This window comes from Microbulbifer sp. ALW1, assembly GCF_009903625.1.
In the GTDB taxonomy this organism is placed as follows: Bacteria; Pseudomonadota; Gammaproteobacteria; order Pseudomonadales; family Cellvibrionaceae; genus Microbulbifer.
In genome coordinates this window covers 4,227,532-4,243,381 of record NZ_CP047569.1, presented here as the reverse complement: position 1 = coordinate 4,243,381, position 15,850 = coordinate 4,227,532, and the positions used below count along the sequence as shown (strand labels likewise).

The following is a 15,850-nucleotide window of genomic DNA, read 5'->3' as shown; positions in this document are numbered from 1 at the left end:
GATTATGGTGGAGATTGCCGGTAACCTCAGTCCGCAGCTCTACCTGATCCTGTCTGCGGTCGCGTTTGCCGCAGGCTTCATCAGTTCCATTGCCGGCGCCGGTGGCATGCTGACGTTGCCGGCCCTTTTGTGGGCCGGTATTCCCCCGCTGGATGCCCTGGGAACCAACAAATTCCAGAGCGTATTCGGCACCCTGTCGTCGGCGCTCAACTTTTTCCAGAAAGGGCATCTGGACCTGCGACCACTGTGGCCGGGCCTCTTGGCGGCTATTGCCGGGTCGGCACTGGGGACCTGGTCGGTTTCCCTGTTGGGTGGCGAGTTACTGCAAACGCTGCTGCCCGTGTTGCTGATTGCGATCGCACTCTATTTTGCCTTTTCGCCGCGCATCTCGGACGTGGACACGGTACCGCGGCTGAGTAACGGTTGCTTTAATCTGGTGATCGGCGGCGGTATCGGGTTTTACGGTGGCTTCTTCGGGCCGGGCATGGGGTCCTTTTACGCCCTCGCATTTGCGGCCCTGTTGGGGTACAACATGCGCAAGGCGACCGCACATACCAAACCCCTGGTGCTCGCAACCAACGCCACGTCCATGGTGATTTTTATGATGGCCGGGCATCTGCTGTGGGCGCTGGCACTGTGTATGTCTGTGGCACAGTTTGTCGGTGCGCGCTTGGGCTCCAACCTGGTAATCGCCCGCGGTGCCGGGTTGGTCAAGCCGGTCATCATTCTCGCTACCCTGGCGGTGGCAATCAGGCTGTTGCTGGAGGTCTAAGGGATGACCATCGTCATTACCCTGTGTGTTTCCTTTGCGGTATTTGCCCTGATTGTCTGGGGGCTGATGCACATGCGCACCCCGCGCTTTCGGATGGAGCGTGCAGAATTCCAGCAGGGGCTGGAAGATGTGATTGCCGGGCAGGCGGACGATAACGAATGGCGGGTGTTGACGGGCTACCCGGTGCGCCACGACCCGCCCCTGGAGCAATTGCGGCTCGAGTGCCTGCAAATCGAAGAAGCGGAATACACCGGCAAAATGCCGTATCTGTTTTCCGAGACCGGGCTGCAGCGCCTGCGCGATGTGCGCGAACGCCTGCTGGCACTGCCAGCGGAAGAGTAAAGAACGCGAAGACTATTAAGACCCGTTTGGCCAATTAGTTGGCACGGGCAGCGAACGAATCCCTGAACAAATCAATAACCCAAACAATTTCAAAAAGTAGTAACTGGAGAGCCCAATGTCCCACCAGGTATTGAAACCATTGAAGAAGATGACCGCTGGTTTTGCCGCGGCCCTGTTGGCGGTCACCGCCCAGGCGGCGCCGCTCAAGCAGGAAGACCTTTCCGTCGCGGAAGTGTTGCGCGACCGCGCACTGGAATCTTCCGATGCCTACAGCCTGGTGGAATCACTCACTGTAGAAGTGGGCCCGCGCCGCGCCGGCACCAAAGGGGACGAGCGTGCCGTCGCCTGGGCGCAGCAAAAAATGAAAGACCTGGGCTTTGACCGAGTTTATACCGAACAGATTGACGTGAAGCGCTGGGCTCGCGGCCACGCCCACGCGGAAGTGACCGCGCCTTTCCCGCAGCCGCTGGTTGTCACTTCTCTCGGTTATGGGGCTTCAACGCCGGAAGGTGGACTCACTGCCGAGATCGTGGAGTTCGCGGATGTGGAAGCTTTGATCAAAGCCCCGGCGCGCAAGGTTAAAGGCAAGATTGCTTTTGTGAACAAGCGTATGGAGCGCGCGCGTACAGGTGAAGGCTATGGTCCTGCATCTGCCGGCCGCCGGAAAGGTATGGGCGCTGCGGCAGAGAAGGGTGCTGCGGCGCTGTTGCTGCGCTCCGTGGGCACGGACTCTGACCGCTTTGCCCACACCGGCATGATGACCGTCGATGGCGTGGAAAACCCGATACCGGCGCTGGCGCTGTCTGCGCCGGATGCCAATCTGCTGGAAGCCATGCTCAAGCGCGGCAAGCCGGTAGAAGTGAAGCTGAATGTACACAATGAGCCGCTCGCCGACGGTCCGTCTTTTAACGTAGTCGGTGAAGTGGTCGGCCGGGAAAAGCCGGAAGAAGTGGTGTTGATCGGTGCGCATCTCGACAGCTGGGATGAAGGTACCGGTGCCCTCGATGACGGTGCTGGAGTGGCCATCGTGATGGAAACCGCACGCCTGATCGCCGAGCTGCCACAGCGCCCGCGCCGCACCCTGCGCGTGGTGCTGTTTGGTGCCGAGGAAATCGGCCTGGTCGGCGCCAAGCAGTATGTGGAAGCTCATGAAAATGACCTGGACAAGATCATCATGGTTTCCGAGTCCGATTTCGGTGCCGGTAAGGTATGGCGTTTCGATACTCGTATACCCGAGAGCAAGTTCGCGATTGCCGACCAGATGATGCAACTGCTGGCCCCACTGGGCATCGAGCGCGGCAACAACAAGTCCTACGGTGGCCCCGACAGCAGTGTATTCGTGGCGCGCGGTGTTCCGGCGATGGGACTCTTCCAGGATGGCTCCGACTATTTCGATTACCACCACACGCCCAATGACACGCTGGACAAGGTGGACCCGAAGAACCTCAAGCAGAATGTGGCTGCCTGGGTGGTCATGTCGTTCCTGGCCGCGGAAATGGAAGGGGATTTCGGGCGGGTGCCTACAGAGCACTGATTTTGGAATCTTTTTCTACTAAGAACAAAAACCCCGCAGCTTGCGGGGTTTTTGCTTTTCGGGTGTGCCATTTTGGTGAAAGGGTAAAAATGCAGAAAAGAAGCGGGTAAAGAGCCGGCCAGTGATCGCGATTTCGGCTACTGAGACTTCCGGAAAATCTGCCTGACCGGTTTAGTTCGCTGGCCAAACGTTTATAATCCCCGGACAGACCAATTTGTAGCCGGCCCGAGCGCAAATCCGTTCATTGAATCGGAAGCCCGGGGCCAATTCGAACCGAATCCAAGGAGCTCAGAGAATGAAAATCGCACTGATGAATGAATTCAGCCAGGCCTCAAAAAATGCCGTAGTGCTGAAAGAACTACAGGACGTAGCCGGCGACCTGGGCCACGAAGTGTTCAACACCGGTATGTGCGATGACAATGACCATTACCTGACCTACATCCACCTCGGCATCATGGGCAGCCTGCTGCTGAATTCCAAGGCGGTGGATTTTGTGGTGAGCGGCTGCGGTACTGGCCAGGGCGCGCTGATGTCGCTGAATGCCTACCCGGGTGTTTTCTGTGGCTACTGTATCGATCCGGCCGATGCCTTCCTGTTCGCCCAGATCAACAATGGCAATGCCCTGGCGATTCCCTTTGCCAAAGGCTTTGGCTGGGGTGCCGAGCTGAACATTCGCTATATGTTCGAGAAAGCCTTCACCGGAGTGAAAGGCCAAGGCTACCCACCGGAGCGTAAAGAGTCCCAGGTGCGCAACGCCGGTATCCTGACTCAGGTCAAGGAAGCGGTTGCCAAAGACTACCTCGAAGCGCTGAAAGCGCTGGATCCGGAACTGGTAAAAACCGCGGTATCCGGTGAGCGTTTCCAGGCTTGCTTCTTCGAGTACTGCCAGGTGCCAGAGATTGCCGAGTTTGTACGTGGCGTACTGGACGCCTGATCAGCGTGACCGAAAGGCCCTGCGGGGCCTTTTTTTTGTCTGTGATACCCCAGGGGGTTACCGCGGGGCTCATTGACTTTGCCCAACCCCGCCGGCATTCTGCCGGGACTTTAATCACGCAAAAGTAAGGATGACGAAATGGCCAACATCACTTTGAAAGGAAATCCGATTACCACCGTGGGTGAGCTGCCTGCAGTGGGTAGCGCGGCACCGGCATTCACTCTGGTTCAGGGCGACCTGTCTGAGCTGACGCTGTCTGATCTGGCCGGCAAGCGCGTGGTACTGAACATTTTCCCGTCCGTGGATACCCCAACCTGTGCTACCTCTGTGCGCACATTCAATGAGAAAGTGGCGTCCCTGGAGAACACCGTGGTGGTATGCGTGTCGGCAGATTTGCCGTTTGCCATGACCCGTTTTTGCGGTGCCGAGGGTATCGACAATGTAAAGCTGGGCTCCGCGTTCCGTGCGAGCTTCGGTGACGATTACGGTGTGGCGTTTGAAACCGGCCCGCTCAAAGGCCTGCTGTCCCGCGCGGTTGTGGTGATTGGCGAGGACGGCAAAGTGGTTTACACCGAGCAGGTGGCGGAAACCGCGGATGAGCCGAGTTACGAAGGGGCAATGGGCGCTCTTTAATTGAATTGACGCCAGCGATTGCCCGAATGAAAAACGCCGCGATATTCTTCGCGGCGTTTTTGTTTGTGCAATAAATCCGTCAATTCAATGATCTATTAGCGGTGCTGACCGCGGAGATCCAACACGGTTTCCTGCAGCGCTTCCGCTTTTACGTCGGTCGCGGCCAGTGGATTTCCCGCGACTACGCTGACCCGAGACCAGAAGCGCCGGGGCAGGGTACTGAAGGCATTGCCATCCTTGTGACTGAAAAAACTGCCCCAGAGACCGCGCAGCGCCATGGGAATCACCGGTACCGGCGTGCGTTGCAGGATTTTCTCGATGCCGGCCTTGAACGGCTGCAATTCCCCGTCTTTGGTCAATTGTCCTTCCGGGAATATACACAGTAGGTCGCCGTCTTTGAGCCCCTGTTCAATCTCCGCAAAGGCCTGCGCGTAGCCTTCGGGATCCTGCTGCCTGGAGCAGATAGGAATGGCGCGGCTGGTCTTGAAGATAAAGTGCAACACCGGAATCTGATAGATGGGTTTGTACATGATAAACCGGATAGGGCGGCGTACCGCGCCGGCAAGTAGCAGCGCATCCACATAACTTACGTGGTTACAGGCAATGATCGCCGCACCTTCCGTGGGGATGCGTTCGAGTCCTTCATGTTTCACCCGGTACATGGTGTGAGACAGCAGCCAGATCAGCAGGCGCATGGCAAATTCCGGCACCTTGGTAAACACAAAGATCGCTACCGCAGCGTTCATCAGTGCAATGATCAGGAAAAATTGCGGAATACTCGCGCCCAGCAGGTTCAGGAAAACAATGCCCATGACGGCGGCCACCACCATAAACAAGGCATTGAGAACATTGTTGACCGCAATGATACGGGCGCGAATGCTGGCCTCAGAACGTTCCTGCATCATGGAATAAAGCGGCACAATAAAGAAGCCACCGAAGATGCCGATCAGGGTCAGGTTGCAGAGGATTCCAAGGGCGCCGTTATTGCTCCAGAAGGCGGCAATAGTGGCTTCTGCTGCTGGTTGATAGTTGCCGGTAGTGGAGGCGAGCAGAATACCTGCAAGCGTCAGGCCTGCCGCACCAATGGGCACCAGTCCCAGCTCAACTCGCCCGCCAGAAAGGCGCCCGCACAGAAGAGAGCCGATTGCGACGCCGATGGTAAAACAGCATAGCAGCAGGGTTACCAGCGATTCACTGCCGCCCAGTACATTGCGGGTCAGGCTGGGGATCTGCGTCAGGTAGGCGGCGCCCAGCAGCCAGAACCAGGAAATCCCGATAATTGCGTAAAACACCGATGGGGTTTTGGCGGCCTGTTTGAGAATGCGGCCGGTCTGGGTGATCGGGTTGTAATTGATTTTCAAATCCGGCGCGGGCGGTGCTGCCCTGGGGATGGCTCGGCAGACCAGGTAACCTGCAATGGCTGTCGTCAGCATGACGGCAGATACCCACAGCAGGCCGGTCTCACCTTCGCCGGTAAAGCCTGCCAGCAGACCGCCGACAATGGTGCCGGTGAGGATGGAGACGAAGGTGCCCATTTCCACCAGCGCATTACCGCCGACCAGCTCCGTCTTCTGTAGGTGCTGGGGCAGGATGGCGTACTTTACCGGGCCAAAAAACGTTGACTGGGCGCCGAGCAGGAAAAGTACCAGCAGGCAGAGGTAATTGTTCCCGCTATACAGCGCACCAATTCCAAACAGTACTATGCCGATTTCTGCCAGCTTGATCCGCCGGATCAGCACACTTTTGTCGATCTTGTCCGCGAGCTGGCCGGCGGTGGCAGAAAACAGGAAAAACGGCAGGATGAATAACCCGGCAGCCAGGTTGATCAGGAAATTCGCCTCGTCGGTGGCCAGGCGGAAGGCGATCATCACGATCAGCGCATTCTTGAACACGTTGTCGTTAAAAGCCCCCAGCGACTGGGTGCAGAAAAAAGGCAGGAAACGACGGCTGCCAAGCAGCTGAAATTGATTTTTGTGGGCCATGATGGTCTCCGCAAATTCCTTTGCCAGTTATGGTATGCCATTCCGCTGGCGATGGGCACGATCCCGGGCATAAAAAAGCCCCGCAGTGCGGGGCTGTTTGATCGAGGAATCGGATGGATAACCTGGTCGTTTTTTACCAGATCACCACACGCTCCTCTTCCGGCAGGTACATGCCGTCGCCTTCCTTGACGTCAAATGCCGAGTAGAAGGCCTCCAGATTCGGCAGAATGCCCTGGACGCGGTATTCCGCCGGGGAGTGCGGGTCGGTCTTCAGACGTTCGCTCAGGGCTTCATCGCGCATTTTGCTGCGCCATACCTGTGCCCAACCCATGAACACACGCTGGTCGCCAGTAAAGCCGTCGATCTCAGCTGCTGCTTTGCCGTTCAGGGACATTTTATAGGCCTTGTAGGCGATACCGAGACCGGACAGGTCGCCGATGTTCTCGCCCAGGGTCAGCTCGCCGTTTACGTGTTCCCCTTCCAGTGGCTCAAAGCCGTTGTACTGGGCAACCAGCTTGCCGGTGAGGCCTTCGAAGTTGCTGCGGTCGGAATCGGTCCACCAGTTGTTCAGGTAGCCCTTGCCGTCGAACTTACTGCCCTTGTCGTCGAAGCCGTGACCGATTTCGTGGCCGATCACGCCACCGATACCGCCGTAGTTCACCGCATCGTCCGCGTGCATATCGAAGAACGGTGGCTGCAGGATAGCCGCGGGGAACACGATTTCGTTCATCGGAGGGTTGTAGTAGGCGTTTACTGTCTGCGGGCTCATGTGCCAGGCGCCGCGGTCCAGCGGTTTGCCCAGTTGGTCGCGCTCGTGCAGCGTTTCGAACAGGGTTGCAGCAATGGCATTGCCTACGAGGTCATCCGCGTTTACCTGCAGGGCGCTGTAGTCACGCCACTTGTCCGGATAGCCAATTTTGGTGGTGAAGTTGTCCAGTTTAGTCAGGGCCTCTTTTTTGGTGTCTTCACTCATCCAGGTCAGGGACTCAATGGACTCCTTATAGGCAGCCTTGAGGTTATCCACAAGCTTGACCATGCGCGCTTTGGCTTCTGGCGGGAAGTACTTTTCCACGTAGCGCTGGCCTACCAGTTCGCCCACTGAGCCGTTAACAAACTGCACCGCGCGCTTCCAACGGGGTTCCATTTCCTTCACGCCGCGAACGGTCGTACTGTAAAAATCGAAGTCGGTCTGGGCGATTTCGCTATGCATGTAAGGCGCTGCAGCAGACAGGACCTTGAGCTTCAGGTAGCGCTTCCAGATCGCCAGATCGGTATCGGCGATGATTTTGTTGGCGGCCTGGAGGTACTCCGGCTGGCCAACCAGGAAGTTTTCGGCGTTTTCCAGATGTGCTTTCTGCAGGTAGCTGTCCCAGTCCACTGCCGGCATCAGTGCTTTCAGTTCGGCGACAGACTTCTTGTTGTAGTACTTGTCCGGATCGCGGTTTTCCACGCGAGTGCGGTGGTGTTCTGCCAGGCTCTTTTCGAGCTGGTAGATGCTTTCGGCATTCTGCTCCGCATTATCCAAACCGGCGATCTGCTGCATTTTCACCAGGTATTCGCGGTAGGCCTGTTGCAGTTTCTGGCCTTTTTCAGATTCATCGAAGTAGTAGTCGCGGTCCGGTAAGCCGAGGCCCGCCTGCCAGATGAAGGTAATGTAGTTTTCGACATCCTTCAGGTCCTGGTTGATACCAGCTCCGAAGGGGGTGGTGTAACCCACGGTATCCGCATAGGCGAAGAAGTCGGTCAGGTCTTTCTGGGTTTTGATGGCATCGACCTTGGCCAGCTCACCAGAGATCGCGGACATGCCTTTTTTCTCGATCAGCGATTCATTCATGTAGCTGTTGTACAGATCGCCGATCTGCTTGGCGCCGGCGCTGTTGGCGTGCTCACCGGCTTCCATGATCAGCGCTTTTACTTCTTCGGTCGCTTTGTCGCGCAGGATACTGAAACCGCCCCAGCGGGATTTGTCCGCCGGAATCTCGGTGGTCTTCATCCAGTTGCCGTTAACGTAGGAGTAGAAGTCGTCCTGCGGACGCACACTGGTATCCATGGCACTGAGATCAATACCGGAGCCAAGAGTGGCAACCTGGGGGGCGCTTGCTTCTGCAGCGGCCTGAGTGGCCTGGGCAGCCTCGGCCTTGGGGGCCTCTGACTTGGAGCAGCCGGTCATTGTGGTACCAGCAATGGCGCCGGCAATTGCCAAGGGTAAAAGCAGTTTTTTCATTTCGGGCCTTTTGGGCTTGTTATATTTGACCGGTACGAAACCGGTTGGGAAATGGAACAGCCCCATAGTATGCATCTGCCTGCCATGCGGGCAAGCGGGCATGCGGCTAGTTGCAGCCTTGGGCCGACAGAATTCGATGGCGGTTATCGGTTGTTTGTGACGCGCAACGGGCAGTCGGGGGCTGGTATTCCCTGGGTGAGGGGTTTTGTGGGCTTTTGTTGTTTTGTTGCGGCGCTATTTAGGCGGTTTAGGGCTTCTCGGCGGATGGCAGGCAATAAAAAACCCCGCAGGAGCGGGGTTTTTTTATTGCCTATACGGGCTTCAGTCTGGCAGCTTGAAGGTGATCGGAAGCGAGAACTTGTACTCGTCCAATTTGAGCTGGGCTGGCGTTGCCGGGTAAGGCGCTGCGCGCTCTACTGCTTCAATGGCCTCGCGGTTCAGGCTGGCATAGCGGGACTCTTGCAGGGTGGTGACGTTCTTCACATTACCCTGATTGTCGATAACTACATTAAGACGAACACTGCCGCCCTGGCCACGCTCCTGGGCGCGCTTCGGATAGCGCAGGTGCTTGAAGGTGTGGCGCAGCAGCATGGAATGATAAATCTGGCGCGCCAGGATCATATCGGCTGTCAGCGGTGCCTCATCTTCTTCCAGCTCGTCCTCTTCGTCCATTGCTGGCACGGCCGGGCGGGTGGTTGTGGGCTTCAGAGGCTTGGGCTGAGTAACTTGCGCAGGTTTGGCCGCAGTTTTAACCGCTGGTGCTGGTAACTCTACGGGCGGTGCGCCGATGGATGCCAGGGTCGGTGCCGGAATGTCCGCTTTCAGGTCCGGTTTGGGTTTGCTGGTGGCCACCGCGGCGACTTCGGCAGGTTTCGGCTCAACCTTGGCCGGCTCCGATGCTGCGGCCACTTGTTCTTGCGTTCCTTCCTGCTCATCGACCATGGCTGCGATTTGCGCAACGCGTTCCGCAGCTGGTTGCAGGGATTCGTAGGTGGCCAGCAGACCACTGTCGGTGCGGCCGGCACTCAGCAGGTTGTCACGAAAGTCGGTGGATGGTGGCACAGGCCCGATCCAGGCGCGCAGCAGGGTATTGAAGAACTCGCGATCTTCAATCATGCCCAGCATGATGTCGTTCAGGGATACGGAAGTAGTGCCGGTGTCCGCAGCAAAATCGATTCGCAGGCGGTCGCCTGTAACCAGACGGCCTTTAAAGAGGTTGGCAAAGGTCACCATGTTTTCCGCCTGGCCCGTCAGTGTGGCGCCAGGGTTGTTGATGGCAATGCCTTCCATCCACTGGTTGCGGAGACGACGTGCGGACATGCGCTCGGCAATCACTCGGATTTGCAGGCTGCGCGGCATGTTGTTGTCGAGCAGGGAGTTGGCGTCGTCGGAGAGTCGCTCGGAATAGACAGCGGCAACGTATTGGTCTTTGTTGAACTGCTGCTCCAGGGCCAGGCCGTTCAGGAGCGGTGCCGCCTTTGCCGTCAGGGCCGTAGCGAACAGCAGCAAGGCGATGACAAGGTTGGTCGATTTCATTTTTGCTTTGCTATCTTTTTAAAGCCGGATGGGCAGAAACCGGCAGATAAAGTGCTGAACAATCAATCAAAATACCCCAGAAAAACGTTCAGTGACTTCGATCGCACCTTCCCCCCGAAAGATGCGGGCCTGGATAAACAAGAGCGCGAGTAAGATGGTTAAAAAAACCCCATCGAATAGCGGACTTTAATCGAGGCTCTGCTCAACTCTACTGTAACTGCAATGGAGTTCAACCCTGAAATGGGTAAAATGTCTCGTTTTTTTAAATCCGGCGATCCGCAAGGCAGACAGTCGTCACTTTCAGCCTAGAATGCTGCAGCAGAACGCATCGGCTAAGTCCGCCAAAAAATGGCCAGACGAACAATCACCCGACGAACTAAAGAACCAACATAAAGAACTAACAAGAGTTACATGAATTATAAGCCGCTTAGTGATTACCCGCGGGATGCGGTGGATCGTCTTCTTAATGTCATTCATCTCTTTCGGGATATTCGTGCAACCAGTGAGTGGCAGTACGACGTCTTGCTGAAGCGCTCCCGGCTGGTTTCACTGTCTCCGGGTGATGCACTTTTGCATGCGGGTGACGTAGACCACTGGGTATATTTTCTACTGCGTGGTGAGCTGCAGGTGCATGTGGATGACGCGGCTGCAGCGCAGGCCGAACGCCCCCTGGCGGTAATCCGCCCCGGCGAAGTCTTCGGTGACCTTTCGATGCTGCTGGCGGAGCCTCGCAGCGCGACTATTGTGGCGGCACCGGTAGGGCAGGAAATACAGGTGCTGGCAGTGGACTGCACCCTGTTTGGCGACCTGGAGGATTTCTCCCTGCTGCACCTGCCGACTAAATTGGTGTTCTACCGCAATATGGTGCACTCGCTGCGCTGGAAGCTGGAAGTATACCGATCCAAGTATCCGACCCATGATCTGGCCAATAGTCACCGGCGACTGAAACTCTATACCGGGCCGAAGAACTGCAAGGAAGAGTTGGTTGCCCTGGCGGATCAGGCGCGGGATCTGGCGAGGATTCTTCTGGACTGGAATGCGGAGTTCGGTAGTGGGCACCTCGCAGCAGAAGAGTCAGATATGTCAGATTTCCTCGAATCCATTCTCTCCTGATCAAAGCCCTGTCATTGATCGTGTATCGCTGGTCTTCCGAAGGCGGGAGCCAGCGCCCAGTTACCGCATCGCTGCATCTTCCGTTCCGCACTTTTTTCTTTTGCTATTCCCTTGTAGTGCTTGTGCCTGGTAGTGCTCGTGCCTGTTTCCCTATTTAGTCCAGCCCTGAATTGAATTCCGCCCAGCGCGGCCGAAATTAACCTGTACAGCGTTTTCCCGGGAGCACCGCTTCGGTTCTTTCACTATTCTTGCATTTTACTACCTGTGGATTTCGCAATTCGGCAGCTTTGGGCGCTGCACCGGTATTGCTTTGTGCATAAAATGCACGCTTCCCGGGAGTGATCTCGATATCCATTACTTTTTCTTTTCGATACAAGCAGGCATGCAGGCATGAATTTTCTGTTGATCCTCTGGCGGCAGCGCAATTACCGCATCGCAGTCATCGTGGCGCTACTGGCGCTGTTGTGGCTGCTGAGTGGCCTTACAGCGGATTCGCGGCCCGCGCGGGATACCGGGGGCACTAACCCCACGGCCGCAGCCGAAGCGCTGACGGTCAAGGCGCGACGCCTGCAGGCCCAGCCTTATACCACGCGGGTGGTGGTCAATAGCCGCACGGAGGCAAACCGGAGTGTGCGCCTGCGGGCGGAACTGGACGGCGTTATCGCGGGGCTGCCGGTGGCGGAGGGACAGCGGGTTGCCACCGGGGAAGTGATCTGCGAGATCGATGCGGAAGACAGGCCCGAGCGATTGGAGCGGGCGCGAGTGGCATTGCGCAAAGCCGAACTGGATTTTGCCGGCGCGAAAAAGCTGCAGGGCCGCGGGTTGCAATCTGAAGCGGGCATGGCCCAGCAGGAAGTGGCACTGGCCAATGCGCGCGCGGATTACAAACGCGCCCAGGTGGATGTGGAGAACCTCAAGATCCGCGCCCCGTTTGCTGGTGTGGTGAACAGCCGAGCTATAGAGCTGGGCGATTTCATTCGCCGCGGTGAAGAGTGCGCAACCATTCTCGACCTGGACCCGATACTGGTTGTTGGCGAGGTATCCGAGTCCCAGGTGGGCCAGCTGCAGCCTGGGGGGCCGGCGAGTGCACAGTTGCACCAGGGGCAGTTGCTGGAAGGGCAGTTGCGCTATGTCAGCCAGGAGGCGCATCCGGTAACGCGGGCGTATCGGGTCGAGGTAGCGGTGCCGAATAAAGACGGACGCCTGCGCAGTGGAACCAGTGCCCGTATGGCGCTGCCGACGGGGGAAGTGCTGGCGCACAGGATTAATTCGTCGCTGTTGACCCTGGATGATCGCGGTGCCCTGGGAGTGCGTACCCTGGATGCTGAGCAGCGGGTGCACTTTTCCAATGTGCAACTGGTTAGCGACGAAAATGCCGGGGTCTGGGTAGCAGGGCTACCAGCACAGGCGCTGTTGATCACCGTCGGACAGGAATATGTGAGCGAGGGTGAAAGGGTCGAGGTGGAATTTGAGGAATCGGCCGGTGACTTGCTGGCGCCGACCCCAGCTCAGGTATCTACCCCAGCTCAGGAATCTACCGAGACACCTGCACCGGTGCCGACTTCCGTGTCGACTGAGGAGCCGCAACAATGAAGTTGCTGGAAAGTGCGGTCGACCGCTGCCGCAGCACCATCAGTCTGATGCTGTTGATTGTGATCATGGGGATCGCTGCTCGCGGCGCCATGACAGTGGAGTCCAGTCCTGAAGTCAATCCGCCCATCGTGATCGTGCAGGTGAGGCACGAAGGCATTTCCCCGGAAGATGGGGTGCGCCTGCTTATTCGCCCACTGGAGCAGGAAATTCGGGCGCTGGAAGGGGTTGAAGAGGTGATGGCCACGGCGCGGGAGTCGCTGGTTTACTTGGTGATCGAGTTTGACTCGGCACTGGATATTGATCTCGCGGTGGACGAAGTGCGCAACGCCGTCGATCGCGCCAAGGCCAAATTGCCCCGGGATGCAGAAGAGCCCATCGTCGAGGAGGCCTCAGCACAGCCGTTTCCAGCGATCGTGGTCACCCTTGCCGGCGACGGGGTCAGTGAGCGGGAGTTGTTGCGCAGTGCTCAGTTGCTCAAGCGCAAGATTGAAAATGTCAGTGAGGTACTGAGTGCAGATATTAATGGCAACCGGGAGGAGGTTGTCGAGGCCACCATTGATCCGGTGCGCCTGGAGCACTACCAGATTACCAGTGGTGACCTGATCAATGCGGTGCTGGGGAACAACCTGCTGATTCCCGCAGGCGAGATGGATGTGAGCAAGGGGCGCTTTTCCGTCAAAGTGCCGGGGCTGATTGAAACCGCCGCTGATGTCTATCAGATTCCCCTTAAACAATCGGACCACGGCGTGGTCACCCTTGGGCAGGTAACGGATATCCGTCGCACCTTCAAGGATGCCACCAGCTTTACCACGGTGAACGGCCACCCGGCACTGGCAATTAATGTGGAGAAGCGCACCGGGGCCAGCGCCGTCGATCTGGCAGACACGGTGCGTGCCGTGGTCAATGCCGAGCGGGCGTTCCTGCCCCGTGGCGTCGCGGTGGATTTTGTCTTCGATATGTCGGAGGTGGCCCGGGATATGGTCAGCGAAATGGAGGGGAATATTCTCACCGCCATGTTGCTGGTCATGATTATTGTGGTGGCGGCATTGGGGTTCCGCTCCGGCCTGTTGGTGGGTTTCGGGATTCCCTTCTCGCTGCTGTTCGGCTCCATCATCACCTGGTACCTGGGGTACTCCTTCAATTTTATGGTGATGTTCGGCATGTTGCTGGCGCTCGGTATGTTGATTGATGGCTCCATTGTGATTACCGAGTTTGCCGATCGCAAAATGGCGGAGGGGCTGTCGGCGCGGGTGGCTTATGCCATTGCGGTGCGGCGTATGTTCTGGCCTGTGGTGGCATCGACCGGCACTACCCTGGCGGCATTTTTGCCGATAATTTTCTGGCCAGGTGTGGTGGGTGACTTCATGCGTTACCTGCCGGTAACCGTTTTCTCAGTTCTGGCAGGTTCGCTGGTGTATGCCCTGTTTTTTGCGCCGGTGTTGGGTTCGGTGTTCGGCAAAAGCAATATGGACCTGCAGACCCAGCAATATCTCAAGCAACTGGAGGGCGGCGACCCGGTGGCTCTGAGGGGCGTGACCGGTTTATACGCGCGTATGCTGGATCCTGTGGTGCGTCACCCGTTTACTTCCTTCGGTGCCACAATTCTGGTGTTGGTCGGCATCTTTATGGCGTTCAGCAAGTTTAACCCCGGGGTGGAATTCTTTACCGAGACGGAAGAGCAGTACGGCAATGTCGAGGTGCGCGCACAGGGCAACCTTTCCATTGAAGAAAAGAAAGTACTGGTGGCCCAGGTAGAGGCCGCGGTGATGGAGGTACCGGAAGTGCGCGTGGTCTACTCGGCTATTGGATCCGGTGGCATTTCCGGCAATACCGAGAAAGCGCCGGATCAGATTGCGAATCTGCTGGTGGAGCTATTGCCTTCGGTGGAGCGCGAGCGCAAAAGTCGTGAGATCTTTGCAGATATCCGCCAGCGCACCGCCAACTTTGCCGGCATCAAGACCAGTGCCAATGCCTTTGAAGGCGGCCCCCCGGTAGGCAAGGATATCGTGCTGGAGCTGCGCAGCCGCGATTACGATCAGTTGCTGGCGGAAACCTGGCGCCTGCACCGGGCGCTGGAAACCGAATTTTCTGATCTGCGGGATATCGTCAATACCGCACCGCTCCCGGGTATCGAGTGGGAGGTAAAGGTGGACAGGGCGAAGGCGGCACTTTATGGCGCAGACCTTACGGGCGTGGGCCGGGCGGTGCAGTTGGTGACCAACGGCGTAATGATGGCGGAATACCGCCCGGATGATTCCGATGAGGAGGTGGACATCCGTATTCGCTATCCGGACTACGCACGCGGCATTACGGCACTGGATCAATTAAAAGTGAATACGCCAAACGGGGCCGTTCCCGTAAGCAGCTTTGTGACCACCGAACCGGGCCCCAAGGTGGACAAAATCGAGCGCATTGATGGCATTACCCGTATGCAGATCAAGGCTGATGTGGAAGATGGGGTACTGGCTGACAGCAAATTGCGGGAAATTCGCGAATGGGTGGCGCAGAACCCGGTGGATGAGCGGGTAGAGCTGTTGTACCGGGGGGCAGATGAGGACCAGAGCGAGTCACTGGTGTTTCTGCAGGTGGCTTTCTCCCTTTCGCTCTTCCTGATGTTTATCCTGCTGGTGACTCAGTTCAATAGTTTTTATCAGTCGGCATTGATTCTTTCGTCGGTCATTATGTCTACCGCGGGCGTGATGCTGGGGCTGACCCTGACCCAGAGTACCTTTAGCGTGATTATGACCGGTGTCGGCATAGTGGCGCTCGCGGGCATTGTGGTGAACAACAATATCGTACTGATCGATACCTATAACTATGTCCGCAAGGCTGAACCGGAGCTGAGTCATGGTGCGGCTGCAGTGAAGGCGGCGGCACAGCGATTGCGACCGGTATTCCTTACCACCGCAACCACTATCCTTGGCCTGTTGCCATTGGCGCTGGGGGTGAGTGTGGATATGGTCGGACGCACGGTTGTCGCGAACGGGGTGATTGCCTCCTTCTGGGTTAAGCTGGCCAGTGCGATTGTTTACGGATTGACGTTCTCAACACTGCTCACACTGATCGTGACACCGGTAATGCTGGCATTACCACCGGCGCTCAGGGATCTACTGCGTATGACGCGAAAGAGCTAATTGGGGGTTGGCTAGAGGCGGAAAAGAAACGAATAACAGGAATAAAAAAACCC

At 57.3% G+C, this 15,850-nt stretch carries 12 protein-coding genes; 8 read left to right on the top strand and 4 right to left on the bottom strand.

Annotated features, from left to right (window positions below):
* Nucleotides 1-4: 4 nt before the first annotated feature.
* The 5 genes from GRX76_RS17530 to tpx all read left to right on the top strand — a co-directional run bounded on the left by GRX76_RS17530 (nt 5) and on the right by tpx (nt 4,215).
* Entirely contained in the window at nt 5-772 is a 768-nt protein-coding gene (locus tag GRX76_RS17530) for a TSUP family transporter (protein ID WP_160154482.1), read from the top strand.
* Nucleotides 773-775: 3 nt separating this feature from the next.
* Nucleotides 776-1,114: a hypothetical protein gene (locus tag GRX76_RS17525; RefSeq protein ID WP_160154481.1), complete on the top strand. Its 339-nt coding sequence runs from the start codon at nt 776-778 to the stop codon at nt 1,112-1,114.
* Between the two features lie 115 nt (nt 1,115-1,229).
* A complete protein-coding gene (locus GRX76_RS17520; RefSeq protein ID WP_160154480.1) occupies nt 1,230-2,648 on the top strand; it encodes a M20/M25/M40 family metallo-hydrolase in 1,419 nt (472 codons plus the stop codon).
* 295 nt (nt 2,649-2,943) lie between these two features.
* The gene (locus tag GRX76_RS17515) at nt 2,944-3,582 is read left to right on the top strand and encodes an RpiB/LacA/LacB family sugar-phosphate isomerase (RefSeq protein WP_160154479.1); all 639 of its coding nucleotides are present in this window, start codon (nt 2,944-2,946) and stop codon (nt 3,580-3,582) included.
* 138 nt (nt 3,583-3,720) lie between these two features.
* Nucleotides 3,721-4,215, top strand: coding sequence for a thiol peroxidase (tpx, locus tag GRX76_RS17510; RefSeq protein WP_160154478.1), 495 nt, complete (start codon nt 3,721-3,723; stop codon nt 4,213-4,215).
* A gap of 95 nt (nt 4,216-4,310) precedes the next feature.
* Here tpx and GRX76_RS17505 read toward each other — a convergent pair whose 3' ends face one another.
* From GRX76_RS17505 to GRX76_RS17495, 3 genes are all read right to left on the bottom strand, one after another.
* Nucleotides 4,311-6,197 carry an MFS transporter gene (locus tag GRX76_RS17505; protein ID WP_160154477.1) on the bottom strand — a complete coding sequence of 629 codons (1,887 nt, stop codon included), beginning with the start codon at nt 6,195-6,197 and terminating at the stop codon, nt 4,311-4,313.
* 133 nt (nt 6,198-6,330) lie between these two features.
* A complete protein-coding gene (locus GRX76_RS17500) occupies nt 6,331-8,421 on the bottom strand; it encodes a M13 family metallopeptidase (RefSeq protein WP_160154476.1) in 2,091 nt (696 codons plus the stop codon).
* A 321-nt stretch (nt 8,422-8,742) separates the two neighbouring features.
* Nucleotides 8,743-9,957: a TonB family protein gene (locus GRX76_RS17495; protein ID WP_160154475.1), complete on the bottom strand. Its 1,215-nt coding sequence runs from the start codon at nt 9,955-9,957 to the stop codon at nt 8,743-8,745.
* A gap of 411 nt (nt 9,958-10,368) precedes the next feature.
* Here GRX76_RS17495 and GRX76_RS17490 point away from each other — a divergent pair, with 411 nt between their 5' ends.
* Nucleotides 10,369-11,070, top strand: coding sequence for a cyclic nucleotide-binding domain-containing protein (locus tag GRX76_RS17490; protein ID WP_160154474.1), 702 nt, complete (start codon nt 10,369-10,371; stop codon nt 11,068-11,070).
* A gap of 196 nt (nt 11,071-11,266) precedes the next feature.
* Here GRX76_RS17490 and GRX76_RS17485 read toward each other — a convergent pair whose 3' ends face one another.
* Nucleotides 11,267-11,425 carry a hypothetical protein gene (locus GRX76_RS17485; protein ID WP_160154473.1) on the bottom strand — a complete coding sequence of 53 codons (159 nt, stop codon included), beginning with the start codon at nt 11,423-11,425 and terminating at the stop codon, nt 11,267-11,269.
* Between the two features lie 35 nt (nt 11,426-11,460).
* Between GRX76_RS17485 and GRX76_RS17480 the strand changes: the two genes are divergently transcribed.
* Nucleotides 11,461-12,663 carry an efflux RND transporter periplasmic adaptor subunit gene (locus tag GRX76_RS17480; RefSeq protein WP_160154472.1) on the top strand — a complete coding sequence of 401 codons (1,203 nt, stop codon included), beginning with the start codon at nt 11,461-11,463 and terminating at the stop codon, nt 12,661-12,663.
* The gene (locus tag GRX76_RS17475) at nt 12,660-15,797 is read left to right on the top strand and encodes an efflux RND transporter permease subunit (protein ID WP_160154471.1); all 3,138 of its coding nucleotides are present in this window, start codon (nt 12,660-12,662) and stop codon (nt 15,795-15,797) included. The genes GRX76_RS17480 and GRX76_RS17475 overlap by 4 nt, the downstream gene beginning before the upstream one ends.
* The last annotated feature ends 53 nt before the right edge of the window (nt 15,798-15,850 follow it).